22 protein-coding genes are annotated in these 24,389 nt (G+C 66.5%); 11 read left to right on the top strand and 11 right to left on the bottom strand.

What is annotated here, in order from left to right:
• Positions 1-32 precede the first annotated feature (32 nt).
• Together katG and ACSQ3Y_RS23150 are read left to right on the top strand one after the other, a co-directional pair.
• Positions 33-2,237, top strand: coding sequence for a catalase/peroxidase HPI (gene katG / locus ACSQ3Y_RS23155; RefSeq protein ID WP_436179018.1), 2,205 nt, complete (start codon positions 33-35; stop codon positions 2,235-2,237).
• Between the two features lie 114 nt (positions 2,238-2,351).
• Entirely contained in the window at positions 2,352-2,741 is a 390-nt protein-coding gene (locus ACSQ3Y_RS23150) for a carboxymuconolactone decarboxylase family protein (RefSeq protein WP_436179017.1), read from the top strand.
• Between the two features lie 5 nt (positions 2,742-2,746).
• Here ACSQ3Y_RS23150 and ACSQ3Y_RS23145 read toward each other — a convergent pair whose 3' ends face one another.
• Positions 2,747-3,289: a LuxR C-terminal-related transcriptional regulator gene (locus ACSQ3Y_RS23145; protein ID WP_436179016.1), complete on the bottom strand. Its 543-nt coding sequence runs from the start codon at positions 3,287-3,289 to the stop codon at positions 2,747-2,749.
• A 90-nt stretch (positions 3,290-3,379) separates the two neighbouring features.
• Here ACSQ3Y_RS23145 and ACSQ3Y_RS23140 point away from each other — a divergent pair, with 90 nt between their 5' ends.
• Both ACSQ3Y_RS23140 and ACSQ3Y_RS23135 read left to right on the top strand, forming a co-directional pair.
• On the top strand, positions 3,380-4,087 hold the full coding sequence (locus tag ACSQ3Y_RS23140; protein ID WP_436179015.1) for a CoA transferase subunit A: 708 nt from the start codon (positions 3,380-3,382) through the stop codon (positions 4,085-4,087).
• A gap of 2 nt (positions 4,088-4,089) precedes the next feature.
• A complete protein-coding gene (locus ACSQ3Y_RS23135; RefSeq protein WP_428000074.1) occupies positions 4,090-4,728 on the top strand; it encodes a 3-oxoacid CoA-transferase subunit B in 639 nt (212 codons plus the stop codon).
• Between the two features lie 119 nt (positions 4,729-4,847).
• Here the strand turns inward: ACSQ3Y_RS23135 and ACSQ3Y_RS23130 are convergent, their stop codons facing one another.
• The 8 genes from ACSQ3Y_RS23130 to ACSQ3Y_RS23095 form a co-directional block, all read right to left on the bottom strand.
• On the bottom strand, positions 4,848-5,141 hold the full coding sequence (locus tag ACSQ3Y_RS23130; RefSeq protein ID WP_057206153.1) for a hypothetical protein: 294 nt from the start codon (positions 5,139-5,141) through the stop codon (positions 4,848-4,850).
• A 52-nt stretch (positions 5,142-5,193) separates the two neighbouring features.
• Positions 5,194-5,487: a DUF4148 domain-containing protein gene (locus tag ACSQ3Y_RS23125; RefSeq protein ID WP_436179014.1), complete on the bottom strand. Its 294-nt coding sequence runs from the start codon at positions 5,485-5,487 to the stop codon at positions 5,194-5,196.
• A 265-nt stretch (positions 5,488-5,752) separates the two neighbouring features.
• Positions 5,753-10,432: an Ig-like domain-containing protein gene (locus ACSQ3Y_RS23120; RefSeq protein WP_436179013.1), complete on the bottom strand. Its 4,680-nt coding sequence runs from the start codon at positions 10,430-10,432 to the stop codon at positions 5,753-5,755.
• Between the two features lie 172 nt (positions 10,433-10,604).
• Positions 10,605-11,459, bottom strand: coding sequence for a class I fructose-bisphosphate aldolase (locus tag ACSQ3Y_RS23115; protein ID WP_436179012.1), 855 nt, complete (start codon positions 11,457-11,459; stop codon positions 10,605-10,607).
• Positions 11,460-11,502: 43 nt separating this feature from the next.
• Entirely contained in the window at positions 11,503-12,483 is a 981-nt protein-coding gene (locus ACSQ3Y_RS23110) for an aldo/keto reductase (RefSeq protein WP_436179011.1), read from the bottom strand.
• Between the two features lie 20 nt (positions 12,484-12,503).
• On the bottom strand, positions 12,504-13,538 hold the full coding sequence (locus ACSQ3Y_RS23105; RefSeq protein ID WP_436179010.1) for an ABC transporter permease: 1,035 nt from the start codon (positions 13,536-13,538) through the stop codon (positions 12,504-12,506).
• A complete protein-coding gene (locus tag ACSQ3Y_RS23100; RefSeq protein ID WP_436179009.1) occupies positions 13,535-15,055 on the bottom strand; it encodes a sugar ABC transporter ATP-binding protein in 1,521 nt (506 codons plus the stop codon). The genes ACSQ3Y_RS23105 and ACSQ3Y_RS23100 overlap by 4 nt, the downstream gene beginning before the upstream one ends.
• Before the next feature lie 11 nt (positions 15,056-15,066).
• Positions 15,067-16,113, bottom strand: a complete 1,047-nt coding sequence (locus tag ACSQ3Y_RS23095; protein WP_057206162.1) for a substrate-binding domain-containing protein — start codon at positions 16,111-16,113, stop codon at positions 15,067-15,069.
• A 181-nt stretch (positions 16,114-16,294) separates the two neighbouring features.
• Here ACSQ3Y_RS23095 and ACSQ3Y_RS23090 point away from each other — a divergent pair, with 181 nt between their 5' ends.
• Genes ACSQ3Y_RS23090 through ACSQ3Y_RS23080 form a run of 3 tightly spaced genes read left to right on the top strand, consistent with a single transcriptional unit; the run spans position 16,295 to position 20,374 of the window.
• Positions 16,295-17,845: an FGGY family carbohydrate kinase gene (locus ACSQ3Y_RS23090; protein WP_436179008.1), complete on the top strand. Its 1,551-nt coding sequence runs from the start codon at positions 16,295-16,297 to the stop codon at positions 17,843-17,845.
• A complete protein-coding gene (locus tag ACSQ3Y_RS23085; protein ID WP_436179007.1) occupies positions 17,842-19,617 on the top strand; it encodes a glycerol-3-phosphate dehydrogenase/oxidase in 1,776 nt (591 codons plus the stop codon). Before ACSQ3Y_RS23090 ends, ACSQ3Y_RS23085 begins: the two co-directional genes overlap by 4 nt.
• Position 19,618: 1 nt before the next feature.
• Positions 19,619-20,374 carry a GntR family transcriptional regulator gene (locus ACSQ3Y_RS23080; RefSeq protein WP_057206168.1) on the top strand — a complete coding sequence of 252 codons (756 nt, stop codon included), beginning with the start codon at positions 19,619-19,621 and terminating at the stop codon, positions 20,372-20,374.
• Between the two features lie 152 nt (positions 20,375-20,526).
• Here ACSQ3Y_RS23080 and ACSQ3Y_RS23075 read toward each other — a convergent pair whose 3' ends face one another.
• Both ACSQ3Y_RS23075 and ACSQ3Y_RS23070 read right to left on the bottom strand, forming a co-directional pair.
• Entirely contained in the window at positions 20,527-20,820 is a 294-nt protein-coding gene (locus tag ACSQ3Y_RS23075; RefSeq protein WP_436179006.1) for a DUF4148 domain-containing protein, read from the bottom strand.
• Between the two features lie 60 nt (positions 20,821-20,880).
• On the bottom strand, positions 20,881-21,174 hold the full coding sequence (locus ACSQ3Y_RS23070) for a DUF4148 domain-containing protein (RefSeq protein WP_305743727.1): 294 nt from the start codon (positions 21,172-21,174) through the stop codon (positions 20,881-20,883).
• 423 nt (positions 21,175-21,597) lie between these two features.
• Here ACSQ3Y_RS23070 and ACSQ3Y_RS23065 point away from each other — a divergent pair, with 423 nt between their 5' ends.
• The 4 genes from ACSQ3Y_RS23065 to ACSQ3Y_RS23050 are packed head-to-tail and all read left to right on the top strand — an operon-like array spanning position 21,598 to position 24,328.
• A complete protein-coding gene (locus ACSQ3Y_RS23065; protein WP_436179005.1) occupies positions 21,598-23,082 on the top strand; it encodes a protein adenylyltransferase SelO in 1,485 nt (494 codons plus the stop codon).
• Positions 23,079-23,492, top strand: coding sequence for a peptide-methionine (R)-S-oxide reductase MsrB (gene msrB / locus ACSQ3Y_RS23060; protein ID WP_057206171.1), 414 nt, complete (start codon positions 23,079-23,081; stop codon positions 23,490-23,492). Before ACSQ3Y_RS23065 ends, msrB begins: the two co-directional genes overlap by 4 nt.
• Positions 23,493-23,501: 9 nt before the next feature.
• Positions 23,502-24,041 (top strand): septation protein A, encoded by a 540-nt coding sequence (locus ACSQ3Y_RS23055; protein WP_057206173.1) that lies wholly within the window; start codon positions 23,502-23,504, stop codon positions 24,039-24,041.
• A 2-nt stretch (positions 24,042-24,043) separates the two neighbouring features.
• A complete protein-coding gene (locus tag ACSQ3Y_RS23050) occupies positions 24,044-24,328 on the top strand; it encodes a BolA family protein (RefSeq protein ID WP_057206263.1) in 285 nt (94 codons plus the stop codon).
• Positions 24,329-24,389: the final 61 nt, after the last annotated feature.

Below are 24,389 nucleotides of genomic sequence, written 5' to 3'. Positions count from 1 at the left end.
CAAGTGCCTGAACCACTTACAAGGAGAGACCCATGACAACAGAAGCCAAGTGCCCCTTCGACCACAGCAAGGCTGCCGCGCCCAAGGGCCGCGGCAACGCCGACTGGTGGCCCAACCAGCTCAACCTGCGCCCCCTCAACCAAAGCTCGCCACTGGTCGACCCCATGGGCGACGGGTTCAACTACGCCGAGGAGTTCAAGAGCCTCGATCTCGCCGCCGTGAAGGCCGACCTGCATGCGTTGATGACCGACTCGCAGGACTGGTGGCCGGCCGACTTCGGCCATTACGGCCCGCTGTTCATCCGCATGGCCTGGCACAGCGCCGGCACCTACCGCCTGGCCGATGGCCGGGGCGGTGCGGGGGCCGGGCAGCAGCGCTTTGCGCCCCTGAACAGCTGGCCCGACAACGCCAACCTGGACAAGGCGCGCCGCCTGCTGTGGCCCATCAAGCAGAAGTACGGCCGCAAGATTTCCTGGGCCGACCTGATGATCCTCACCGGCAACGTGGCGCTCGAATCCATGGGCTTCAAGACCTTCGGCTTTGCCGGTGGCCGCCCCGACGTGTGGGAACCCGATGAAAACGTGTACTGGGGCGCAGAGACCACCTGGCTGGGTGGCGACAAGCGCTACAGCGGCGAGCGCGACCTGGCCAAGCCCCTGGCCGCCGTGCAGATGGGCCTGATCTACGTGAACCCCGAGGGTCCCAACGGCAACCCCGACCCCATCGCCGCGGCGCGCGACATTCGCGACACCTTTGCGCGCATGGCCATGGACGACGAGGAAACCGTGGCGCTGATCGCCGGCGGCCACACCTTCGGCAAGACGCACGGCGCGGGCGACGCGGCCCTGGTGGGCAAGGAGCCCGAGGGCGGCGGCATCGAGGACCAGGGCTTTGGCTGGATCAGCAAGCATGGCAGCGGCTTTGGCGGCGACGCCATCACCAGCGGCCTGGAAGTGACCTGGACCACCACGCCCACGCAATGGAGCAACAACTTCTTCGAGAACCTGTTCGGCTTTGAATGGGAGCTGACCAAGAGCCCGGCCGGCGCCCACCAGTGGACCGCCAAGGGTGCCGAGGCGACCATCCCCGATGCGCACGACCCGTCGAAGAAGCGTGTGCCCACCATGCTCACCACCGACCTCTCGCTGCGCCAGGATCCGGCCTACGAGAAGATCTCGCGCCGCTTTTTGGAGCACCCCGAACAGTTCGCCGACGCCTTTGCGCGCGCCTGGTTCAAGCTCACGCACCGCGACATGGGGCCGCGCGTGCGCTACCTGGGCCCCGAGGTGCCGGCCGAAGTGCTGATCTGGCAGGACCCGATCCCCGAAGTGGACCATGCCTTGGTGGATGATCAGGACGTGACGGTGCTCAAGGCGAAGATCCTGGCCTCGGGCCTGTCGGTGTCCGAGCTGGTGTCGACGGCCTGGGCCTCGGCCTCTACCTACCGCGGTGGCGACAAGCGCGGCGGCGCCAACGGTGCCCGCATCCGCCTGGCGCCGCAAAAGGACTGGGAAGTGAACCAGCCGGCGCAACTGAACAAGGTGCTGGGCAAGCTCGAAACAATTCAGCAGGACTTCAATGCGGCGCAGACCGGCGGCAAGAAGATCTCCATCGCCGACCTCATCGTGCTGGGCGGCGCTGCGGCCGTCGAGTCCGCTGCCCGCAGCGCCGGCCAGGAGGTCAGCGTACCCTTCGCCCCGGGCCGCATGGACGCCTCGCAAGAGCAGACCGACGTGCCCTCGTTCGAGGTCATGGAGCCGCTGGCCGATGGCTTTCGCAACTATGTGCGCCCCGGCCTGGAGGAAGCCGTGGCCGAGCTGCTGATCGATCGCGCCAACCAGCTCACCCTGACGGGCCCCGAGATGACGGTGCTGGTGGGCGGCTTGCGCGTCCTGGGCGCCAATGCGGGCCAGGGCTCGCATGGCGTGTTCACCCAGCAGCCCGGCGCGCTCACGAATGACTTTTTCGTGAACCTGCTGGACATGCGCACGCGGTGGCAGAAATCCGGCTCGGCTGCCGGTGTCATTGAAGGGGTGGACCGCACTACCGGTGCAGCGAAGTGGACGGGCACCGTGGCCGACCTGGTGTTCGGCTCCAACTCGCAGCTGCGTGCGCTGGCCGAGGTATATGGCAGCAGCGATGCGCAGGCGGTGTTCGTGCAGGATTTCGTGAAGGCCTGGACCAAGGTCATGAACCTGGACCGTTTTGACCTCGCTGGCGCAACCGCCGACGCCTGAGTGAGCTGACAACGCCACCGTCCTTTCCCTTCGCGGGGCAGGGCCGGTGGCGTTCTGCTTTCCGCAGGGGCGAGCCGGCTAACATGGCGGCCCCAACCGTATTGGAGCGCCCGCATGACCCAACCCCCATCCTCCAAAGACTTCGACAAAGGCCTGGCCACGCGCAAGCAGGTCATGGGCGAGGACTTCGTGGCCAATGCCTTCGGCAACGCCACCGAGTTCACCCAGCCCATCCAGGAGTTCATCACCCGCAATGCCTGGGGCGATGTCTGGCAGCGCCCGGGGCTGGACCTGAAGACGCGCAGCCTGGTCACCGTGGCCTTTCTCACCGCGCTTGGCAAGCAGCACGAGCTCAAGGGCCATGTGCGCGGCGCGCTCAACAACGGCGCCACGGCGGCCGAGATCCAGGAAGTGCTGCTGCACGCCAGCATCTACTGCGGCCTTCCCGCAGCAGTCGATGCCTTTCGCACGGCCGCCGAGGTGATCGACGGGCCGAAAAAATAGGGCTGTCAGCCCGCCAGCAGCTTGTGCACCAGGTCGGCGGCTGTGGACGCGTTGTACTTGCGCATGAGCCGCGCGCGGTAGATCTCCACCGTGCGGTGGCTGATGTCCAGGGTGCGCCCGATCTCCTTGGAGGTCAGGCCCTCCAGCAGCCGCGCGGCCACTTCGCGTTCGCGGCCGGTCAGCTCGGCCTTCACGGGGCGCTGCGAGCTCAGGTCCTCGAAGCTCCAGATGCCCGAGGCGTGGGGGTCTTCGCGGTTCAGGGCGCGGCCTGACACATGGCACCAGAACACCTCGCCGTTGGCACGCTTCATGATGCGGTTGTCGGCGTAGTGGCCCTTGGCGTTGAGGATGGGCTCCATGTGCGCGCCCAGGCGCTCGTACTCGTCGGCGCTCGGATAGAGTACCTGGAACGACTGGCCGATCAGCAGCTCGTGCGAGGCGCCGAACATCTCGCAGACCTGCCGGTTGCAGTCCACCATGGTGCGGTTGCGCGAGAGCACCAATCCCACGGGGGCCATGTCAAACGCGAGTTTGTAATCAACGTCCATCGGTGGCGTCCATAGTGCAAATCTTTACGGGGTACTACTTATGTCTGTACGTAGTATCGTAGCGCATCCAACATTCGCAAGGAGATCGTGGTGAACAAGATATTTCCCTCCGCAGCCAAAGCGCTGGAAGGCGTGGTTGCAGATGGCCAGTTGATGGCTGTCGGCGGTTTCGGGCTGTGCGGTATCCCTGAGGCCCTGATCGACGCGCTGCGTGATTCGGCCGTGAAGAACCTCACCGTGATCTCCAACAATGCGGGCGTCGATGGCTTCGGCCTGGGCAAGCTGCTCGAGACGCGCCAGATCAAGAAGATGATCTCGTCCTACGTGGGCGAGAACAAGGAGTTCGAGCGCCAGTACCTGGCGGGCGAGCTGGAGCTCGAATTCACGCCCCAGGGCACGTTGGCCGAGAAGCTGCGTGCCGGCGGCGCGGGCATCCCGGCCTTCTTCACCAAGACCGGTGTGGGCACCATCGTGGCCGAGGGCAAGGAGTTGCGCGAGTTCGACGGCGAAACCTATGTGATGGAGCGCTCTCTGGTGCCCGACGTGTCGCTGGTCAAGGCCTGGCGTGCCGACCAATCCGGCAACCTGCAGTTCCGCCTCACGGCGCGCAACTTCAACCCTGCGGCCGCGACGGCCGGCAAGGTCTGCATCGTCGAAGTGGAAGAGATCGTGGAAACCGGTGCCATGGAGCCCGACCAGGTCCACCTGCCCGGCATCTACGTGCACCGCATCGTGCACAACGCCAACCCCGAGAAACGCATCGAAAAACGCACCATCACAGAGAAAGCAGGAGCCTGACCATGCCGTGGACCCAAGACCAGATGGCCGCACGTGCGGCGCAAGAACTCGAAGACGGTTTCTACGTGAACCTGGGCATCGGCATCCCCACGCTGGTGGCCAATTTCACGGGTGACAAGGAAGTGTGGCTGCAGTCCGAAAATGGCATGCTGGGCATCGGCCCCTTCCCGACCGAAGACGCGGTGGACGCCGACCTGATCAATGCCGGCAAGCAGACCGTGACCACGATCAAAGGCTCGTCCATCTTCGGCAGCGACCAGTCGTTCGCCATGATCCGCGGCGGCAAGATCAACCTGTCCATCCTGGGCGCCATGCAGGTCAGCGAAAAGGGCGACCTGGCCAACTGGATGATCCCGGGCAAGATGGTCAAGGGCATGGGCGGCGCGATGGACCTGGTGGCCGGCGTCAAGCGCGTGATCGTGCTCATGGAGCATGTGGCGAAGAAGAAGGACGGCACCGAAGACCTCAAGATCCTGCCCCAGTGCACGCTGCCCCTCACGGGCGTGGGCGTGGTCGACCGCATCATCACCGACCTGGCCGTGCTGGACGTGACGCCCGAAGGCCTGAAGCTCATCGAGCTGGCCCCTGGCGTGAGCTTCGAGACCCTGCAGGCCAAGACCGGCGTGACCGTGCTGCAATAAGGCAAGGCACATGCCGTGGCCCCATGGGCCACACGAAAAAGGCCGGGGCCCCGCGAGGGGCACCGGCCTTTTTTGCATGCTGGCCGCAGTTGCGGTCTGCAGCCTTGCACTGGTGCGGATTACAGAACGCCGATCTCGCCCGAAGGGATCTGGCCGGTGCGCACGGCTTCGGCAGCAGCGGCACGCACGGCGGCGCGGTCGGCCTTCGATTGGTAGGTCACCACGCGGGAGCCGGCAGGCTCCATGCTGTGCGTGCGGGCCTCCACGGCAGCTTCGGCAGCCACTTCGGCGCGGGTGCGGTTGGTTTCGAACTTGAGGGCGAACTGCGAGCTGTCGGCTTCATCGGCGTAGGCACCGAACGATGCGAAAGCGGCAACGGCAGCGATGGACAGGAAACGTGCGGTGTTGTTCATGGTGATTCTCCGATCAAATGGGGGTAGTGGGCTCGCTGCAGGGCGGTGCGGATTACAGGTAACCAGCTTCGCCCGACGAGATCTGGCCGGTGCGCAGGGCTTGTGCAGCTTCGGCGCGCACGGCGGCACGGTCGGCCGTCGATTGGTAGGTCACCACGCGGGAACCAGCGGGTTCCATGCTGTGCGTGCGGGCCGTCACGGCCGCTTCGGCAGCGACTTCGGCGCGGGTGCGATTGGTTTCGAACTTGAGGGCGAATTGCGAGCCATCGGCTTCGTCGGCATAGGCGCCGAACGATGCAAAAGCGGCAACAGCGGCGATGGAGAGAAAGCGTGCAGTCGTGTTCATAATGAAAATCCTTGAAAGATAAAAAGCGTCTCGAAAACCGGTACGAAACTGTTTCGGGCCGGGTTCGGTGAGTCGCCTTGCGGGTTCGGCTCATCGATGGGTTGAACTGTACGCCTGGCGTGTTCAGAGAAAAACCACCCAGTCGCGAACTGACTGTTCCAGTTTTGAAAACAGTTGCACGAGCGGCAGGCATGAAAAAAGCCCGCAGCTGCATTGCAGCCGCGGGCCGAAGAAGAACCGCTTAGGGGCTCAGGTTCTCAGCCTCTCAGGGCAACTGGCTCCAGTTCTGGTTGTTGCCGCCGTTGCAGGTCCAGGTGAGCAGGGGCGTGTCCTGCACCGTCGAGTTGTTGGGTACGTCGATGCAGGCGCCCGATGCCCGGTTGCGGATGGTCGAGCCCACAAGGCTCCACTGCGCCGTGTTGCCGGTGTTGCAGGCCAGTTGCACCACACCGGCGCCGCTGGCTGCAGCGCTGTCCTGCGCCAGGCACAGGTTGCTGTGTTTGGCGACCAGTTGCACATAGCCTCCGGTGATGTTGCGCAAGGTGAAGGTCTCGTTGTCCGCGTTGCCGCAGGGCCACTGGATGGCCACGGCCCCGCTGGCCGCCGAGGCCCCCCGGATGTTGATGCACATCGTGCTCTGGTTGGAGCGCAGCCGTGCCGTGATGTCCGAGCCCGTGTCCAGCGAGCGCACGTAGTCGGCCAGCGCCAGCCGGTCAGCTGCCGGCAGGCCTGCGGCATTGCCGTGGCCACCCGCGATCACGTCCAGCACGCTGGCCTTCTGGCCGTTGTGCAGGTAGGCCTTGGCGGCCCAGCTGCCGATCAGCGTGGGCGTGTCGAAGCCCACGCCGGCTTGCGGCTGGTTGGCGCCCTTGCCAGAGGATGCCTGGATGCTGCCCACGTCGTGCCGCAGGCCGTCCTGGAAGGTGCCGCCCGCATGGCAACTGGCGCAGTTGGCGTTGGCGAACAGGGTCTGCCCGCGCGCGGCCTCCACGGTAAGGCTGCCGTCGGCGGCGCGCGCCGGGCTGCGCATGTACTTGTTCAGCGAGGCGAGGTAGGCCGCCAGGTCGTCGAGCTGCGCATTGCGGCCGGCCTTGGGCGTGCCCAGCGGGTCGGCCGTGGCGGCAAAGTCCGCGTCGCTCAGGAAGCCCGTGCCGCCGAAAGCGCTGCGCATGTCGTTTTCGAAGTCCTGTACCTCGTCGAAGTTGGCGCTCCAGTGCAGCTTGCCGTGGCCCGTGCCGCGCCGGCCCTGCAGGCTGATGGTGCGGCGCAGGCCCTCGCCGCGCTGGGTGAAGTCCCAGACCATGCCGTCGTCGCCGCCATCGGCGTGGCAACTGGCGCAGGACATGTAGTTGTCCTTGCTCATGCGCCGATCGGCCGCGTTGTAGAACACCAGCTTGCCGCGCAGAGCCGCAGCGGCCATGGGCTCCTGCGCCACCGTGGCCACGTTCTGCAGGAAGACTGCCGCCGCGCTGCGCGAGGCCAGCACATCGGCCACATCGTGCACGGTGACCGAGCGCGCGAGGAAGTTGTTGACGTACAGCCGCTTGCGCGCTGCGTCCAGGTACAGGCCGTGGGGCGCGCTGCTGGCGTTGATCTCGCCGCGCACGGCACGGGTGTAGGCATCGACGATGGCGACGTTGTTGCCCTCCATCTGCGCCACGAACAGGTAGTCGCCCGCAGGGGAGAAGAGGGCGGCGCGCGCCGGCGCCCGGTCGTCGAAGTCGATCTGCTCGGGCAGCAGGTGCGTGGCCTGCGCCAGGTCGACCTGCGAGAGGATGGAGCGCACCGTTTGGTCGTGCAGCAGGTCGCCACCGTCACGGAAGCGCCCGCGCACGATGTTGTCCTTCTTGCCCGGCAGCACCGCGCGGCTGCCGTCGGGCGAGATCACCACCTGGCTCAGGTAGTTGGCCACGCCGCGTGCGCTGTTCTCGGTGTCCACCGTGCTCGTGTCCACCGGCAGGGCGATGGTGGACAACAGGCCCATGGAACTGAGGCCCACCTTGTGCAGTTGCCCGCCCGTCATCTTCGACTTGAAGCGCGTGACGTAGACCGTCTGCGAGTCGGCTGCCACCGCGATGCCGCGCAGGTCGCCCTCCAGCGCCAGGGTGCCCGTGGTGCTGCCATTGGCCGGGTCGAAGGCGATCAGCGTGGACTTGCTCTCCAGCGTCAAGAGGCCCTTGCTGCCGTTGGGCGTGAAGGCCACGCCGTAGGGCCCGCTGCCGTAGGGCAGGGCCACCGTGGCCGAGATGCTGCCATCGGCCGGGTTCAGCGCCACCAGCTTGTCCTCGCCCTGCACGGTGACCCAGATGCGGCCATCGGGGGCACGCGCCAGGGTCTTGGGTTCGTCGCCCACGCGCGTCTCCCAGCGCTTGGTCAGGGCCAGCGCATCGATGGCCGCGACCGTGCCGCTGTCCGGGTTCACGGCATAGATGCTGTTGGCATCGCCGACGATGTTGCTCGAATGCGTGGGCGCCGTGGCCGTTGTCGGGAAGATCACGGTCACGTTGTAGGTGTAGAAGGTCTCCTGGCCCGCCGCGTTGCGCACCGTCAGGGTCACCGTGTAGTGGCCGGGGCGGTTGTAGCTGTAGGTGGTGTTGGCCTGGGCCGAGAAGGCGGTCTGCGTGCCGTTGCCGAAGTTCCAGCGGTAGGTGACGCCGCTGCCACCGCCCAGGCGGGTCGGGTCGAAGCTCAACTGCCCGTTCACCAGCTGCGGCCCGCCGCTCACGCCGGCATCGCCGATGATGGCCTGCGACCTCAGTTGCGTGACGTCTGAATCGCTGAGCACGCGCCCGTAGACGCGCACGTCGGCCAGGCTGCCGCGAAAGAAGTCGGTGTTGCCCTGGATCTGCCCCAGCAGCGCGAACTTGTTCGACAGGCCCTTGGTCCCCGTGAGCCCGGTGGAGCTGGTCTTGGTGCCGTCGATGTACAGCGTCTGCGCCCCCGAGGCTGCGTCGCGTGTCATCACCACGTGGTGCCAGTTGCCGTCGTTCACGGCGGCGGTGGAGCGGGTGCCGGGGTTGTTGGCCGCCACATTGCCCACCGAGAGGTTGAGCCGCCCGGTGTTGTCGATCCAGCCCCAGAACACGTCGTCCGCACCGCCCGACTGGTCGCGCCCGAAGAGGCCGGGCGCCGTCCAGGCGTTGGCCGAGCCGGCCTGCGTGGTCTTCATGTAGAAGGCCAGCGAGGCCGTGCCGCCCAGCGCGGTGGCCACGCTGTCGTTCTTGAGCGGCACGCCGCCCGTGCGCTGCGCGAAGTTCAGGCCGATGCTGCTGAACTGGTCGGCCGCCGAGGCCGTGCCGTTGTTGGCGCCGATCTCGTCGGTGAGGGTGCTCGACAGCGGCCAGTGGTTCATGAGGCTGATATCGGTGGCATTGCCGGTGTGGAACACGGCCTTGTACTCCGCCGCGATGCCGTTGCCCGCATAGTCCTTCACGCCGCCGGCGGTGAGCACGATCTCATAGCTGGTGCCGGCCGCCAATGGCTGTGTGGGGTGGAAGTTGATGATGCCCAGCTGCACGCTGTAGGTGCCGGCCAGCGCGTTGCCGTTGACCGGGCGCACGATGAAGGTGCTGGCGCTCACGCTCTCGGGCCGGATGCTGTCGGTGAGGCCCACGCCGATGCGCGATGTCAGCGCCTGCTGCCTGGCGCCGTTGGTGGGCGAGGTCTGCTTGACGGCCGGTGGCGTGGTGTCGGGCGCGGTCTGGTGCACGATGAAGCCGCTGCCCGAGCCGTGGTCGTTGCCGATGAACAGCAGGTTGCCCATGGGCGCCACCTGGCCATGGTCGGAGTGTGTGTACTCGGGGTCGCTGATGGCGAACAGGCTGCCCTGGCCCACCTCGACGTGGTTGAGCGGATTGCTCACGTCCACCTTGTGCACCTTGAACTGCGCGCCCTGGAACACGTAGTGGTCCTGCGTGCCGCAGTACAGTTGCTCATCGATGACCAGCCGGTTATCTTCCGCAACGAACTGGGTGCGGTCCGCGAGGTCGTAGCTGTACATGCGGGCACCACCGCCGCGCGCCGAGGCGTGCAGGTTCCTGCCGTCGAAGCAGGTGGCATAGTAGTTGGGGTTGGAGCCCACGGTGTCCAGCACCTTGGGGTTGAGCGGGTCGGAGATATCGAGGCTGGCAAAGCCATCGGTGTTGTCCATCGAGGAGAGCACCATGTGGTTGCCCATGGTGAAGATGGGCCCGACGCGAAAGCCCCCGAGCTCGCCGGTGGGCACGGGGTTGGGCTTGCCCACACCGCGGTTGGCGATCACGGCATTGGCCGGGTCGCTCGCATCCACGATGTAGACACCGTCGTTGGCCGAAGCCACGTAGACATAAGGGGCCTGCCACCACAGCTGCCAGGCCACGTTGGCATAGTCGCCGCCATTGACGGTGGGCAGCGCCAGTTTCTTGACCTGCTGGATGTTGTTGATGTCGGTGAAGTCCCAGAACTCGATGCCCTTGATGCTGGGCACCACCACATACTGCTTGCCGCCGATCTTCGCGGTACCGAAGGCGTGGGCCTCGCGGAACTCCTTGGTGCGCCCCTCGGGCTCGTAGATCTTCTTGGCGAGCACGATGGCGCGCGGGTTGGACACGTCGTACAGCAGAAAGCCGCCGGGGCCCAGGCCGCTGTCGGGCGCGAACGAGGTCAGGAAATAGCCGTTGAGCATGATGCCCACGTTCAGCCCGTAGTCCTTGCGGCCAGGGTAGGTGGCCGGCACGTCGCCCGAGGCGCGTGTGATCATGGAGACCGGCTTGAACAGCTCGGCCGAGGTGTAGGTGAGGTTGCCCAGGCCCGGCCCCTGCAGCGGGAGCGGGACCTCGGCGGCCTGCGTGACTGCGGCCGCCATGGTGGTAAGGGTGGTCATCGGGTTGACCCCCGTGATCGCTGCATGCGTCAGCAGTGTGACGAACGGCAGCAGGAGCGCCATCAGGTAATACCGGATTTTCATCGTCGCCTCCAGGTTGTTTGAAGTTCTCGGAAAACTCTCTTCTTCGATCCATCCGACGGCGCTGCCACAGGCGCGCGCAGGCGCGCCGGCCGGTGGCACAGCTGCCACCGGCCGCAGGGCTCGTTTTCTCCTTCTCCCCTCTCTCTTCTTGTCCTCTGCAGCGTCGGCGGGATCAGGCCTGCGCTTGCGCGGTCGCGTAGATGTCCCAGGCCGCCGCAGCGCTGGCGCCGCGGTGGATCATGGCCATCAGCGCATCGACCACCGCCGAAGGGTTGGCGTGCTGGTACACGTTGCGCCCGTAGACCATGCCCACGGCCCCCTGGTCGAGCAGAACGCGCGAGCGCGCGAACACCTGCTGCAGGTCCTCGCGGCCTCCGCCGCGCACCAACACCGGGCAGCGCGCGGCCTGCACCACACGATGGAAGTCGGTGGGGTCGGTGGTCGGGTCGGCCTTCACGATGTCGGCCCCCATCTCGCGCGCCAGGCGCACCAGGGTGACGATCTTCTCGGCGTCTCCATCGACCATGTAGCCGCCCTGTTCGCTGTGCGGGCGCATCACCAGCGGCTCGATCATCAGCGGCATGCCGTAGCGGTCGCAGTCGGCGCGCACGCGTGCGATGTTCTGCACGCACTGGCGGAACAGGTCGGGTTCATTGGGCAGCATGAACAGGTTGACCACCACACAGGCCGCATCGCGCTGCACGGCCGGCAGCACCGGGTCGTGCTCGTTCTGCAGCAGGGCCCACATCACGCGGTGGGCGGTGGCGTTGTAGGGGTTGCCCATGTCGATGCGCATCACCAGCGCCGGCTTGCTGCGGCCCGCACGGTCCTGCAGCAGGTCGGCCTGGCCGTAGTTGAGCTGGATGGCATCGGGCGCGGCGGCCACGAGCCTGTCCATCACGCCGGGCATGTCCTCCAGCCCGTTGAGGAACGAGGGTTCGTTGCACACACCGTGGTCGAGTGCGATGTCCAGGCAGCGCCCGTTGGTGAGCAGGCGGTTCAGGCGTGCGGTCTTGTCCTTCGACATACGAAGAGGTCCTTGGTTGGGGGGGTGAAGTGGGGGAGGAGGGTCAGGCCAGGGCCTGCAGGTGGCGGGCTGCGGCCTCGTCGATGCGCTGTACGGCCTCTTCGGGCAGGTCCAAGGCCCCGGCCGTGGCGTTCTCGATGGCTTGCACGCGCACGCGCGCGCCGCACAGCGCCACCGACACATTGCCGCTGGCCAGCGTCCAGGCAATCATCAGTTGGCCGAAGGAGCAGCCGAGCTGCCGGCGCACCGGTTCGAGCTCGTCGAAGAAGGCCTTGAGCCTGGCGCGGTTGGCGGTGCCGAAGCGCGGGTTGCTGGCACGCTGGTCGTCGCCCGTGAACTCGCGCGCCGGGTCGATGGGGCCGGCCAGCAGGCCCAGCGCCAACGAGGAGTAGCCGAGCATGGCCACGTTGTGGCGGGTGCACAGGGGTACCAGCGTCTGCTCGATCTCGCGGTCGATCAGGCTGTAGCGCTCCTGCGCCGCGTCCACGGGGCCGTACTGCAGGTACTCGGCCAGCGTCTCGGGGCTCGCGTTGCTCACACCGATGGCGCGGATCTTGCCCTGCTGCTTGAGCGTGAGCAGGGCATCCATGGTCTCCTCGACCGGCGTGGTGCTGTCCTGCCAGTGGGTGATGTACAGGTCGATGTAGTCGGTCTGCAGGCGCTTGAGGCTTTCCTCCGCTTCATGGAAGATCGATTCGCGGCCCAGGTAGCGGTACACCGGGTGGCCGTCTTCGTCGAAGAAGTGCGTGCCCTTTTGCGTGTGCCACACCAGCCCGCATTTGGTGGCGACCACCGCCTCGTGGCGGCGGCCCTTGAGGGCGGCGCCGACGATGCTCTCGGAGGCGCCCAGGCCATAGGCCGGCGCGGTGTCGATCAGCGTCACCCCGGCGTCGAGCGAGGCGGCAATGGCGTCGGTGGCGGCGGCGCTATCCTGGCCGCCCCACATCCAGCCGCCCATGGCCCAGGTACCGAGGCCAATGGCCGAGCACTCGATGCCCGAGGGGCCGAGGGTGGTGGTCTTCATGGCTGCATTCATCACGGCATTCATCGCTTGGTCTTTCGGGTGTTCATGAGGTGGTCGATGGTCACGGCCGCGAGCAGGATCAGGCCCTTGATCACGTCTTGCCAGTAAGGCGATACGTCCAGCAGGATCAGCGAGCTGGTCACCACCGAGAGCAGGGCCAGGCCGAGTACGGCGCCGAGCACCGTGCCCGAGCCGCCCTTGAGGCTGGCGCCGCCGATCACGGCGGCGGCAATCACGTTGAGCTCCATGCCCACGCCGAAGGTCGGCGTGGCCGCACCGAAGCGCGCGGTGTAGATCACCCCGGCCAGGCCGGCGGAGGCGGCGCACAGCACGGTTACCCAGAACTTCACGTGGCCCACGCGGATGCCCGAGTACAGCGCCGCCTTCTCGTTGCTGCCGGTGTAGAACACACGGCGCAGCAGGCTCGCGCGGCGCAGCACGAAGTCGCTGACCACCACGATGGTCAGGAAGATCAGGATCACCGCCGGGATGCCGAACAGGGTGCCCTGGCCGATGAACTTGAACGAGGCCGGCAGCGAGAACAGCGACTGCGGCGTGCCCTGCGTGAGCGCCAGGCACAGCCCGCGCACGATGACCATGAAGGCCAGCGAGGCGATGAAGTGGTTCAGCCCGATGCGCACCACGCAGCCGCCGATCATGGCCCCGATCAGCGCGCTGGCAGCAATCGCGATGAGCCCGGCCGTCCAGGGATCGAAGCCCAGCAGGAACAGCTTGCCCGTGACCACCATGGCAAAGCACACCACCGAGCCCACCGACAGGTCGATGCCGCCCACGATGAGCAAGATGGTCATGCCCACCACCACGATGCCCTCGATGGAGAACGACAGCAGCATGGCGCGGATGTTGTCCCAGGTCAGGAAGTAGGGCGATGCGAAGCTCATGCCCACGCAGAGCACCAGGATGATGGCCAGCAGGCCCATCTCGCGCATGCTGGTGAGCTTGGTGCCGCCGGGTTTGCCCGGCCCTCCCGGCGCCGGGCGCGGGGGCTGCAGGCCGGCCACGCTGCCGGCGTTCAGTTGTGCGGGGTGATTCATGCCGTCTCCTCTTGTCGTCGTTCCAGTCCCGAGGCCAGCCGCAGCAGGGCCTCTTCCGTCATGTCCTTGCCTTGCACCTCGCCCGCGACACGCCCATCGCGAATGACGAGGGCCCGGTCGCACAGCCCGATGATCTCGGGCAGCTCCGAGGAGATCACCACCACGCCCACGCCCTGGCAGGCCAGGTCGCGCAGGATGTGGTGGATCTCCGACTTGGCGCCCACGTCCACGCCGCGCGTAGGCTCATCCATCAGCAGCACTGCCGGGTTGGTGGCCAGCAGCTTGGCAATGGCCACCTTCTGCTGGTTGCCGCCCGACAGGCTGGCCACCTCGATCTGCACGCCGTCGGACTTGAGCTTCAGGCGAGCGCCCAGCTCCTGCGCCAGCCGGTGCTCGGCTGCACGCTGCAGCAGGCCGAAGCGCGAACTCACGCGTGCCAGCGCCATGGAGGCGATGTTCTGCGCAATGGGCAGGTCCAGGTACACGCCTGCGGCCTTGCGGTCTTCGCTGAGGTAGGCGATGCCTTCGCGCAGCGCATCGCTGTACTTGCGGATCGAGAGCGGCTTGCCGTTGAGGCGCACGCTACCGCCGGTGGCGGGGCGCAGGCCGCACAGGGTCTGCGCCAGTTCGCTGCGCCCCGCGCCCATGAGCCCGGCAATGCCCAGGATCTCGCCGCGCTGCACGGTGAACGAGACACCATGCACGCGCTCGCCATCGGCCAGGTCGCTCACTTCGAGCACATGCTCGCCGCGGTCTGCGTCCTGCTGTTTGGGCGGGTAGTAGTTGCCCAGGTCGCGGCCGACCATGCAGCGCACCAGGGAGTCGGCGTTCAGATCGGCCAGCGGGCCCGAGTGCACGTTGCGCCCGTCGCGCAGCACGGTCACGCGCGTGCAGTGCGCAAAGATCTCGGCCATGCGGTGGCTGATGTAGATGATGCCGATGCCCTGGTCCTTGAGGTCGTGCAGCACCCGGAAGAGGGCTGTCGACTCGATGTCGGTGAGCGCGGCGGTCGGCTCGTCCAGGATCAGCACCTTGCAGTCGAGCGTGAGTGCCTTGGCGATCTCTATCAGCTGCTGGCTGGAGATGGAAAGCTCGCCCACGCAGGCCGCGGGGTCGATTTCCTGCCCCAGCCGCTGGAGCACCTTGGCGGCGCGCGCGTTGATGTCGGCGTAGTCCATAAAGGTCTGCCGGCCCGCGTTGATCTCCGGCATGAAGATGTTCTCGGCCACGGTGGCGTCGGCGCACAGCGCGATCTCCTGGTGCACCAGGCCGATGCCCAGGCGCATGGCCTGGGCCGGACCATCGATGGCCACCGGGCGGCCGTCGAGCACTATCTCGCCCGCGTCCGGCTGGTGGATGCCATCGATGATGTTCATCAGCGTGGACTTGCCCGCGCCGTTCTCGCCGCACAGGGCGTGGATCTCGCCCGCCTGCAGCGAGAAGTCCACGCCCGAGAGCGCATGCGAAGCGCCGAAGCGCTTGCTGATGCCGCGCAGCGCGAGCAAGGTGGGGCCCATGGCGCTGCTGCTCACTCGCTGATGCCCTTGGTACCGCGGCGCGCGAGGTACTTGTCCCAGTAGAAGTCGTCGGCGTTGGCCTTGCTGACCACGGCCAGGCCGTTGTCCAGGAAGGGCACGGCCATGGGGTTGGTGCCGTTGCGCTTGGCGTCGTTCATCGGGTCGATGAGGCCGGGGTTCTTGGCCAGGAACAGCATCATCATGCCCATGTAGCCTTGCATGCCCTGGTTGGGGTTGATGGCGCCGAACACATCGCCGGACTTGATCATGTCCAGGATCTTGGCGTTCACGTCGCAGCACATCACCTTGATGTTCTTCTTGGTCTCGACCTTGGCCTGCGCCGCGCCCAGGGCCGAGTTGGCCTCGGGCATGAACAGGGCGCCCAGGTTGGGGTTTGCCTGCGCCAGGCTCTGCACCGCCTGGTAGGCCTTGTTCGGGTCCTGGTTGCTGGCGGCACGGCCCACCAGCTTCATGCCGGGGTGCTTGGTCTTCATGCGGTTGATGAAGGCGGCGATGCGGCGGTCGTGGTTGTCCTGGCCGGGGTTCTCCAGCACGGCGAATTCGCCCTTGCCGTTCAGCGATGCGGCAATGGCGTCGGCCGCCTGCGCGCCTTCACGCTCGTTGTCCGAGGTGATGAACGAGGTGCGCTTGGAGTTGGGCGAATCGGCCGCGAAGGTGACCACCGGGATCCCCATGGCCGCTGCGCGGTTGATGGGCTCGATGAACGGGTCGGGGTTCATGGGGTGCAGCAGGATGCCGGCGGGCTTGCGTGCCAGCTCCTGCTCGAACGAGGCCAGCTGCTTGTTCACGTCGTACTCCGGCGTGCCGGTGTAGCGGGTGCGCACGCCCAGGGTGCGGCCCAACTGCTTCATCATCTCGTAGACCGGAAACCAGTATTCCACGCCCGACACCATCACGTTCATCACGTAGACGTCGTTCTGGTTGCCGCGCAGGCCGCCTGCGGCGGCGGGGGCTGCTGCGGGTTGCTGCGCGAATGCGCTGGTGCCGGCCAGGCCGATACCGGCGGCTGCTGCGGACTTCAGGAAATTACGCCTCATTTTTTGTCTCCTCTTGTTGAACGGTGCAGCATGGGGTGCTGCTTTCTCCAGGGCTGCGATGGGGTGCTTTTTGTCACGACAGTTGTTATGACAGGTAGAATGTAATCTTGGATCGAATCGCCAGATAGTTAGGGGAAACACTACTGGATATGCCGTCTGGTTCGGCGGAAGCTGTTATGACATGAAGACCCAACTACTGATCGGCATCGACCTCGGGTCGAGCAGCCTCAAAGCCCTGGCCCTGGAGGCCGCGAGCGGCCGCACCGTGGCCCTGTCCCGCCTGCCCCTGCAGCACGACCGCTTGCCCGGTGGCGGCTGCGAGGTGGGCGCATCCATGATCCGCTTGGCCCTGTCCACCGTGCTGCGCGACGTGGCGCACCAGCTTGGCAACCGGGTGGCCGATGTCCGTGCCATCGGCTGCACCGGGCACGGTGCGGGCCTGTATGCGCTGGATGCCCGCAATGAACTGGCCGGAGGCCGCGCCGTGGCCTCGACCGACCAGCGCGCTGGCGCGCGGGCAGAGTCCCTGGCAAAGAGCCATGGCCCGCAATTGCGCGCCGACGTCGGCTGCCAGCCCTGGCCGGGCCAGCCCACCGTGATCGCGGCCGAACTGCTGGGCAGCGGTGCGGTGCACAGCGGTGCCTTGCAGCGCCTGATGTTCGCCAAGGACTACGTGGGCTTTCTGCTCACGGGGGAGATCGCCACCGACCCCAGCGATGCCAGCACGGCGGGCCTGCTCTCGGTGGCTACGGGCATCTGGTCGCCGCTGGCCTTTGCGGCCTCGGGCATCGCCGGCCTGTCGCCGCAGGCCTTTGGGCCGCTGGTGCCCAGTGGCGAGGTGATCGGCAGGCTGCAGCCCTCGGCTGCCGAGGCGCACGGCCTGCCCGCAGGCATCCCGGTGGCCATGGGCGCCATCGACCTGCTGGCGTCGATGACGGCCATCCGCGCCGAAGAGCGTGGCCGCGCGGTGTCGGTGCTGGGCACCTGGTGCGTGAATGCCGTCATCGGCCCGGCGGTGGAGCCCCGTCCCGACGTGGTGGCGGTCGTCAATTTCGGCCCGCGCGAGCGGCGCCTGTACATGGAGAACAGCCCTTCGTCGATGGCCAACATCGCCTGGCTGGCCGGCGTGCTGGGCCTGCCCGATGCGCGGGCGGTGGTTGACCTGGCGATGTCGGTGCCGTTCGGTGCCGGGGGCCTGCGCTTTTTGCCGTTCGTGAATGGCGGCGCTGGCGTGTCGGCTGGCTTTGTCGGCCTCCAAAGCCACCACACACGCGGCGACATGGCGCGTGCCGTGGTCGATGCGGTGGCTGCATTGCATGCGCGCCATACGGCCCGCCTGGCGGCTGGCGGGCTGCCGGTGTCGGCCTCCACCGTGCTGGGCGGCGGTGCCAGCGACTCGCGCCTGGTGCGCCTGCTCGCGGGCCTGCTCGGGCATCCGGTGGAGCGCTGCGCCGATGACGAGACCGGTGCGCGCGGTGCGGCGATCTACGCCGCGATGTCGCAGGGCATCGATACCCACCCCTTGCGCGCGCCCTGCGACACGGTCGAACCCGACGCCAGCCAGGCGCGGGCCCATGCGGACTTCAACGCCGCCTTCAACGAACTGATAGCCACCATGTCCCCTGTCTTCGGCCATCTGGCGGGCACATCGCCAGACACTGCCCCGCCACTGCCAGCGCTTGCCTGCACCCCTGCCACCACACCCGCGCAGAGCGTGGAGGCCTTGCCATGAGCCCGCTTTCCCCATTGCCTTTCGTGCGCCCGGCCGCGGTGGCAGGCCGCCATTTCTCCACCGTGATCGTGGGTGCCGGCATCAACGGCGTGGGCGTCTTCCGCGACCTTGCGCTGCAGGGCGTGGACTGCCTCATCGTGGACAAGGGCGACTTCAGCGCCGGTGCCAGCAGCGCGCCCTCGCGCATGATCCACGGGGGCCTGCGCTACCTGGAGAGCGGCAGCTTCTCGCTTGTGGCCGAGGCCACGCGCGAGCGCAACCTGCTGTTGCGCAACGCAGCGCACCTGGTGCAGCCGCTCAAGACCGTGGTGCCGCTGTCGAGCTTCTTCGGCGGGCTGATGAGCAGCGCGCTCAAGTTCCTGGGCCGCACGCCGCCCCAGCGCACGCGCGGCCTGCTGGCCGTGGCGGCGGGGCTGCGCCTGTACGACCTGCTGGGACGGCGCCAGCGCGTGATGCCCAACCACCACATCAGCCGCGTGCAGCCGGCCGACCGGCTGCTGTTCCGTGCGGCCGTGCGCTGGACGGCGACCTTCTTCGACGCCTGGATCAGCCACCCCGAGTGGCTGGTGCTGGAGCTGGTGCGCGATGCCTGCCGCGACCAGCCCCGCTCGGCGGCCAGCAACCACTGCCGCGTGATGGGCTGTGCGGGCAAGACCCTCACGCTGCGCGACGAAGTCACGGGCGAAGTGGTGCAGGTGACGGCCGATGCCGTGGTCAATGCCAGCGGTGCCTGGCTGGACCGCAGCACCGAGCTTCTGGGCGGCGCGGGGCCGCGCGTGATGGGCACCAAGGGCTCGCACCTGGTGCTCGACCACCCCCTGCTGCGCGATGCGCTGGGCGGGCGCATGGCTTACTTCGAGGCGCTGGACGGGCGCGTGTGCATTGTCTACCCGTTCCTGGACCGGGTGCTGGTGGGCTCCACCGACATCCCTGTGGACGACCCCGACCAGATCGCCACCGAGCCGGCCGAGGTGGACTACCTGCTGGATGTGCTGGGCGAGGTGTTCCCCAACCTGGCCTTCGACCGGCGTGACGTGGTCTACACCTACGTGGGGGTGCGGCCGCTGGCTCGCTCGGACGCCGACAAGCCGGGGCAGATCTCGCGCGACCATTCGGTGGTGGTCGATGCGCCCTCGCCATCGCGCGATATCCCGGTGGTGGGGCTGGTGGGCGGCAAATGGACCACCTTCCGCGCCCTGGCCGAAGAGGCCACCGACGAGGTGCTGCGCCTGTTGAGGCGAGCGCGCACCGCCTCGACCCGGCAATTGCCCATCGGCGGCGGCACCGACATGCCGCAGGGTGCGCAGGCGACCGAGCGCTTCATCGACCGCATCGCCCAGGACGCCGGCCTGGCCCGCACGCGCGCCCAGGCGCTGCTGCGCCGCTACGGCTCCCAGGCCCTGCGCATGGCGCAGCATTTCAAGGTGGCGGGTGACGAGCCGCTGCAGCATGCGCCCGATTACTCGGTGGCGGAGGTGGCCTGGCTGTGCACCGAAACCGGCGTGATCCACCTCGACGACCTGGTGATCCGCCGCACGCTGCTGGCCATCCGTGGCCTCATCACGGACGCGGCGCTGGTCGAAATGGCCGGCATAGCCGGGCAGGCATTGGGCTGGGATGCAGGGCGCGAACGGCAGGAGTTGCACAATTGCGCCAGCGCGCTGCGCGAACGCCATGGTGTGCGCCTGGCCACGGCAGCGCCCGATACCGATGCGGCAGCGCCGGCCTTCCATGCACCATTGACCATCCATCCGGCCCTGAGCCCGTCCTGACGTGAATTCACCGACCGAACTCCAGCCCCTGCTCGACCGCAACTCCGAATCGCCCCTGTGGGCGCAGTTTCGCGATGCCCTGCGCCTGCAGATACTGCAGGGCGAACTGGCCATTGGCGCCAAGCTGCCTTCCGAGGCCGAGCTCGGCGAGCAGTTCGGCATCTCGCGCATCGTGGTGCGCGAGGCGCTGGCCGACCTGGTGCGCAACAACCTGATCTACAAGATCAAGGGCCGTGGTGCCTTCGTCGCGGCGCGCGAGCGCGACGAGGATTTTGTCTCCACCGTGCTCGGCTTCTCCGACGAGATGGAGCGCAAGGGCCGCTCGGTGCGAACCCAGGTCCTTGTGCAGCAGCTGCGTGACCCCACGCCGCAGGAGATCAGTGCGCTGGGGCTCACGGACGACACCCAGGTGGTGGCCTTGAAGCGGCTGCGCAGCGTGGACGGCGAGCTGCGCCTGCTGGTGGAAACCGTGGTGCCAGCAGACCTGGCGCCCGGCCTGCACCGCATGCGCCTCGATGACCGTTCGCTGTATGACGTGCTGCGCCGCCAGTACGGCGTGCGCCTGGTGCGCGCCGAGCGCTGGATCGACGCCGTGCTGCCCGACGCCGAGACCTGCGAACTGCTGCAACTGGCAACGCCCGAGCCGCTCTTGCGCATCGAGTCCATCGCCTACGGTGCCAATGGCCGGCGCCTGGAGTACTACAGCGCCTTGCACCGCTGCAAGTCGAGCCGCCTGCACGTGCAAACCACGACGTGAAGCCCCCAGGGGCCGACCCCAAAGGAAAAAGGGCTCCTGCACAGGAGCCCTTTTCAATGTCGCCCGTTTCCGGGCAGAGAGGGGAAACACTTCCACATGGTGGCGGTACCCACGACCGTGAGATACCACCACCATGGGAAGGCCCGCAACTTTTACATCGAGCTGATTTCGCCCGAAGGGATCTGGCCCAGGCGCACAGCTTCTGCGGCTGCTGCACGCACAGCAGCACGGTCAGCCGTCGACTTGTAGGTCACGACGCGCGAACCAGCGGGTTCGGTGCTGCGGGTCTGTGCCACGGTGGCAGCTTCAGCAGCCACTTCGGCACGGGTGCGTTGGGTTTCGAACTTGGTGGCGAACTGCGAAGCGTCGGCTTCGTCAGCCTGGGCACCGAAGGAAACGAAAGCGGCAACAGCGGCCAGGGAGAGGAAACGTGCAGTCTTGTTCATGGTGATCTCGATTCTTTGTTGGGTTGGATAGGAGGTCAGGTCAGTTCAATCCGGGGCGGCTTACAGAGCGCCGATTTCGCCGGAAGAGATCTGGCCGGTGCGCACGGCATCGGCAGCCTGGGCACGCACGGCAGCGCGGTCGGCGGTGGACTTGTAGGTCACCACACGCGAACCAGCGGGCTCGATGCTGCGGGTCTGTGCCACGGTAGCGGCTTCAGCGGCCACTTCGGCGCGGGTGCGGTTGGTGTCGAACTTGGTGGCGAATTGCGAAGCATCAGCTTCGTCGGCTTGGGCACCGAAGGAAGCGAAAGCGGCAACAGCGGCGATGGAGAGGAAGCGTGCGGTCGTGTTCATGATGAAATCCTTGGAAGAAAAAAGTGACTCAAAAAAACCGGAGCAAAAACACTCTGAACCGGGTTCGGTGAGTCGCCTTGCGGGTTCGGCTCATCGATGGGTTGAACTGTACGCCGCAGGTGATCAAAGAAAAACCATCCAGTCGCGAACTAACTGTTCCAGTTTTAGAAATAATAAATGGGGTAAGAGGACTGGGTTTACCCGTATTCCATATGGCTGCAATTGTTCAAAAAAGATAGCAAAAAAGTCTTTACTGTTATAGAAATAATGGCAATTTTCAATGCCGTGAAGCCGGGATGAGGCTGCCTGCCGATCAGGCTGCATCATTGCAACGATTGAAACGACTGGTCACAAAGCAGGTGACTGGCCGAGCGGCATGCCCCGCCTGCCAGCGGGGCATCACCCCTGGGAGACAATCCGTGCATGAACATGTCTTCCGACAGCGAGGCGGTCGCCGCATCCGGACTGGCCTGGCAGCAGGGCTTTGCCGCCCTGGGCCCGGCTTTCTTCACCGAACTGCAGCCCACGCCGTTGCCTGACCCCCATTGGGTGGGTACGAGCGCCAGCGTGGCGCGCTTGGTGGGGGTCGATGGGGCCTGGCTGCGCAGCGATGCGGCGTTGCAGGCCTTCACGGGCAATGCCTTGCTCCCGGGCTCGCGCCCCTTGGCTAGCGTGTACAGCGGGCACCAGTTCGGTATCTGGGCGGGCCAACTGGGCGATGGCCGGGCCATTCTGCTTGGCGAGACCGCTGCAGGGCTCGAAATCCAGCTCAAGGGCGCGGGCCGCACGCCGTATTCGCGCATGGGCGATGGCCGGGCGGTGCTGCGCTCGAGCATCCGCGAGTTCCTGTGCAGCGAGGCCATGCAGGGCCTGGGCGTGCCGACCACGCGTGCGCTGTGCATTACCGGTTCACCTGCGTCCGTGCGCCGCGAGGAGATCGAGACGGCAGCCGTGGTGACGCGTGTGGCGCCGAGCTTCCTGCGCTTCGGCCATTTCGAGCATTTCTCGGCCAACGACATGGACGCGGAACTCAAGGACTTGGCCGACTACGTGATCGACCGCTACTACCCGGAATGCCGGGGGTCGGCCCAATTCGGTGGCAACCCCTATGCCGCGCTGCTGCAGGTGGTGAGCGAGCGCACGGCAGTGCTCATGGCGCAGTGGCAGGCCGTGGGCTTTTGCCACGGCGTGATGAACACCGACAACATGAGCATCCTGGGGCTGACCATCGATTACGGGCCGTTTCAGTTCCTCGATTCCTTCGTGCCTGGCCATGTCTGCAACCACAGCGACACCCAGGGCCGCTACGCCTACAACCGCCAGCCCAACGTGGCCTATTGGAATGTGTTCTGCCTGGCGCAGGCGCTGCTGCCGCTGATCGGCGAGCAGGAACTGGCCATGGCCGCGCTGGAGTCGTACAAGACTGTCTTTCCCGCCGAGTTCATGGCCCGCATGCGCGCCAAGCTGGGTTTGGGCCAGGAAGCCGAGGAGGGCGATGCCGAGCTGATCGATGGCCTGCTGGTGCTGCTGGCCAAGGGCGGGGTGGACTACCCGATCTTCTGGCGCCGCCTGTCCCACGCCGTGGGCACGGGCGAATTCGAGCCCGTGCGCGGCATGGTGCCCGACCAGGCCGCCTGGGACGAATGGCTTGAAAAATACCTGGCGCAGCCCCGGCTGGCGGATCGCGCGCGTGCGTCCGAGGCCATGCTGGCCACCAACCCCAAGTTCGTGCTGCGCAACCATTTGTGCGAAGAAGCCATCCGCGCAGCGAAACTTGGCGACTTCGGGCCACTCCAAACCTTGCAGCAGCTGCTCGAGAGCCCATTTGAGGAGCATCCCGGGCACGAGTCCTACGCTGCCTTCCCGCCCGCATGGGCTTCTTCCATCGAGATCAGCTGTTCATCATGACCTATCCCGTCCACAAGACCGATGCCCAATGGCAGGCCGTGCTGCAGGAGAAAGGGGCCGAGCCCGGTGCCCTGCAGGTGACGCGCTTTGCCGCCACCGAGCGCCCCTTCACCGGCAAGTACGAGGCCCATTGGGCCGATGGCAGCTACCACTGCATCTGCTGCGGTGCCAAGCTGTTCGACTCGCACACCAAGTTCGACGCGGGCTGCGGCTGGCCCAGCTTCTCTGAAGCCGTGCCCGGCGCCATCCAGGAAATCGTGGACCACAGCCATGGCATGTCGCGCACCGAGACAGTGTGTGCACAATGCGGGGCCCACCTGGGCCATGTGTTCGAAGATGGCCCCCAGCCCACCGGCCTGCGCTACTGCATGAATTCGGCCTCGCTCGACTTCGACGACAAGGCCCCCTGACCCCGCCCCATGAAAATCCTGCTCGATTTCCTTCCCATCGTCCTGTTCGTCGCCGCCTACAAGTTCTACAACATCTATGTGGCCACCGGCGTGCTGATGGCGGCCACGGTGGTGCAGATGGCCCTGGTCTACCTGATCGACCGGCGTCTGCAGACCATGCAGAAGGTGACGCTGGCGCTGATCCTGCTGTTCGGCACGCTCACGCTGGTGCTGCAGGATGACCGTTTTATCAAGTGGAAGCCGACAGTGCTCTATGGGGCCATGGCCATTGCGCTCGCCGTGGCGCTGTGGATCTTGAAGAAGAACTACCTCAAGCTGCTGCTGGGCAGCCAGATGGAGCTGCCCGATGGCGTGTGGATGCGCCTGAACGTGGCCTGGGTGATCTACTGCGCCTTCATGTCGGCCATCAACGCCTACGTGGTGCTCAATTTCAGCACCGAGGCCTGGGTGGAGTTCAAGCTCTGGGGCTATGCATTCCCGCTGGTCTTCCTGGTGGCGCAGGGCATCTACATCGCCCCCCACCTCAAGAACGACGAGCCTGCCGCATGACCATGGACACGACCGATGCGACCACGGTGCCCAGCCTGGCCCGGCAGATGCACGAGCGCCTGGCCGAACGTCTGGCGCCCACAGCGCTCGAAGTGATCGACGAAAGCGCCGACCACGCCGGGCATGTGGGGGCCAATGGCACGGGCTTTGGCACCCATTTTCGGGTGCGGATTGCCTCACCTTTGCTTACAGGCAAGAGCCGGGTGGCGCGCCATCGCCTTGTGTATGATGCGCTGCAGGAATTTTTGGATGCGGGCGTCCACGCCCTCGCTATTGAAATCCTCTGAACCGGCCCCATTGTCCTCATCTGCCGGATTTCAGCTGGCAATTACTTTCTCATTTTTTGGA

It is taken from the genome of Acidovorax sp. LjRoot66 (assembly GCF_964253305.1).
Classification (GTDB): Bacteria; Pseudomonadota; Gammaproteobacteria; order Burkholderiales; family Burkholderiaceae_C; genus Acidovorax.
The sequence above is the reverse complement of the archived record's forward strand: the minus strand, read 5'-3'. Positions and strand labels throughout refer to the sequence as shown.

Bases quoted from the DNA above. Each gene is read 5' to 3' on its own strand.
- katG (WP_436179018.1), top strand. From the start codon at position 33: ATGACAACAGAAGCCAAGTGCCCCTTCGACCACAGCAAGGCTGCCGCG.
- ACSQ3Y_RS23150 (WP_436179017.1), top strand. From the start codon at position 2,352: ATGACCCAACCCCCATCCTCCAAAGACTTCGACAAAGGCCTGGCCACG.
- ACSQ3Y_RS23145 (WP_436179016.1), bottom strand. From the start codon at position 3,289: ATGGACGTTGATTACAAACTCGCGTTTGACATGGCCCCCGTGGGATTG.
- ACSQ3Y_RS23135 (WP_428000074.1), top strand. From the start codon at position 4,090: ATGCCGTGGACCCAAGACCAGATGGCCGCACGTGCGGCGCAAGAACTC.
- ACSQ3Y_RS23130 (WP_057206153.1), bottom strand. From the start codon at position 5,141: ATGAACAACACCGCACGTTTCCTGTCCATCGCTGCCGTTGCCGCTTTC.
- ACSQ3Y_RS23125 (WP_436179014.1), bottom strand. From the start codon at position 5,487: ATGAACACGACTGCACGCTTTCTCTCCATCGCCGCTGTTGCCGCTTTT.
- ACSQ3Y_RS23120 (WP_436179013.1), bottom strand. From the start codon at position 10,432: ATGAAAATCCGGTATTACCTGATGGCGCTCCTGCTGCCGTTCGTCACA.
- ACSQ3Y_RS23115 (WP_436179012.1), bottom strand. From the start codon at position 11,459: ATGTCGAAGGACAAGACCGCACGCCTGAACCGCCTGCTCACCAACGGG.
- ACSQ3Y_RS23110 (WP_436179011.1), bottom strand. From the start codon at position 12,483: ATGAAGACCACCACCCTCGGCCCCTCGGGCATCGAGTGCTCGGCCATT.
- ACSQ3Y_RS23105 (WP_436179010.1), bottom strand. From the start codon at position 13,538: ATGAATCACCCCGCACAACTGAACGCCGGCAGCGTGGCCGGCCTGCAG.
- ACSQ3Y_RS23100 (WP_436179009.1), bottom strand. From the start codon at position 15,055: ATGGGCCCCACCTTGCTCGCGCTGCGCGGCATCAGCAAGCGCTTCGGC.
- ACSQ3Y_RS23095 (WP_057206162.1), bottom strand. From the start codon at position 16,113: ATGAGGCGTAATTTCCTGAAGTCCGCAGCAGCCGCCGGTATCGGCCTG.
- ACSQ3Y_RS23090 (WP_436179008.1), top strand. From the start codon at position 16,295: ATGAAGACCCAACTACTGATCGGCATCGACCTCGGGTCGAGCAGCCTC.
- ACSQ3Y_RS23085 (WP_436179007.1), top strand. From the start codon at position 17,842: ATGAGCCCGCTTTCCCCATTGCCTTTCGTGCGCCCGGCCGCGGTGGCA.
- ACSQ3Y_RS23075 (WP_436179006.1), bottom strand. From the start codon at position 20,820: ATGAACAAGACTGCACGTTTCCTCTCCCTGGCCGCTGTTGCCGCTTTC.
- ACSQ3Y_RS23070 (WP_305743727.1), bottom strand. From the start codon at position 21,174: ATGAACACGACCGCACGCTTCCTCTCCATCGCCGCTGTTGCCGCTTTC.
- ACSQ3Y_RS23065 (WP_436179005.1), top strand. From the start codon at position 21,598: ATGAACATGTCTTCCGACAGCGAGGCGGTCGCCGCATCCGGACTGGCC.
- msrB (WP_057206171.1), top strand. From the start codon at position 23,079: ATGACCTATCCCGTCCACAAGACCGATGCCCAATGGCAGGCCGTGCTG.
- ACSQ3Y_RS23055 (WP_057206173.1), top strand. From the start codon at position 23,502: ATGAAAATCCTGCTCGATTTCCTTCCCATCGTCCTGTTCGTCGCCGCC.
- ACSQ3Y_RS23050 (WP_057206263.1), top strand. From the start codon at position 24,044: ATGGACACGACCGATGCGACCACGGTGCCCAGCCTGGCCCGGCAGATG.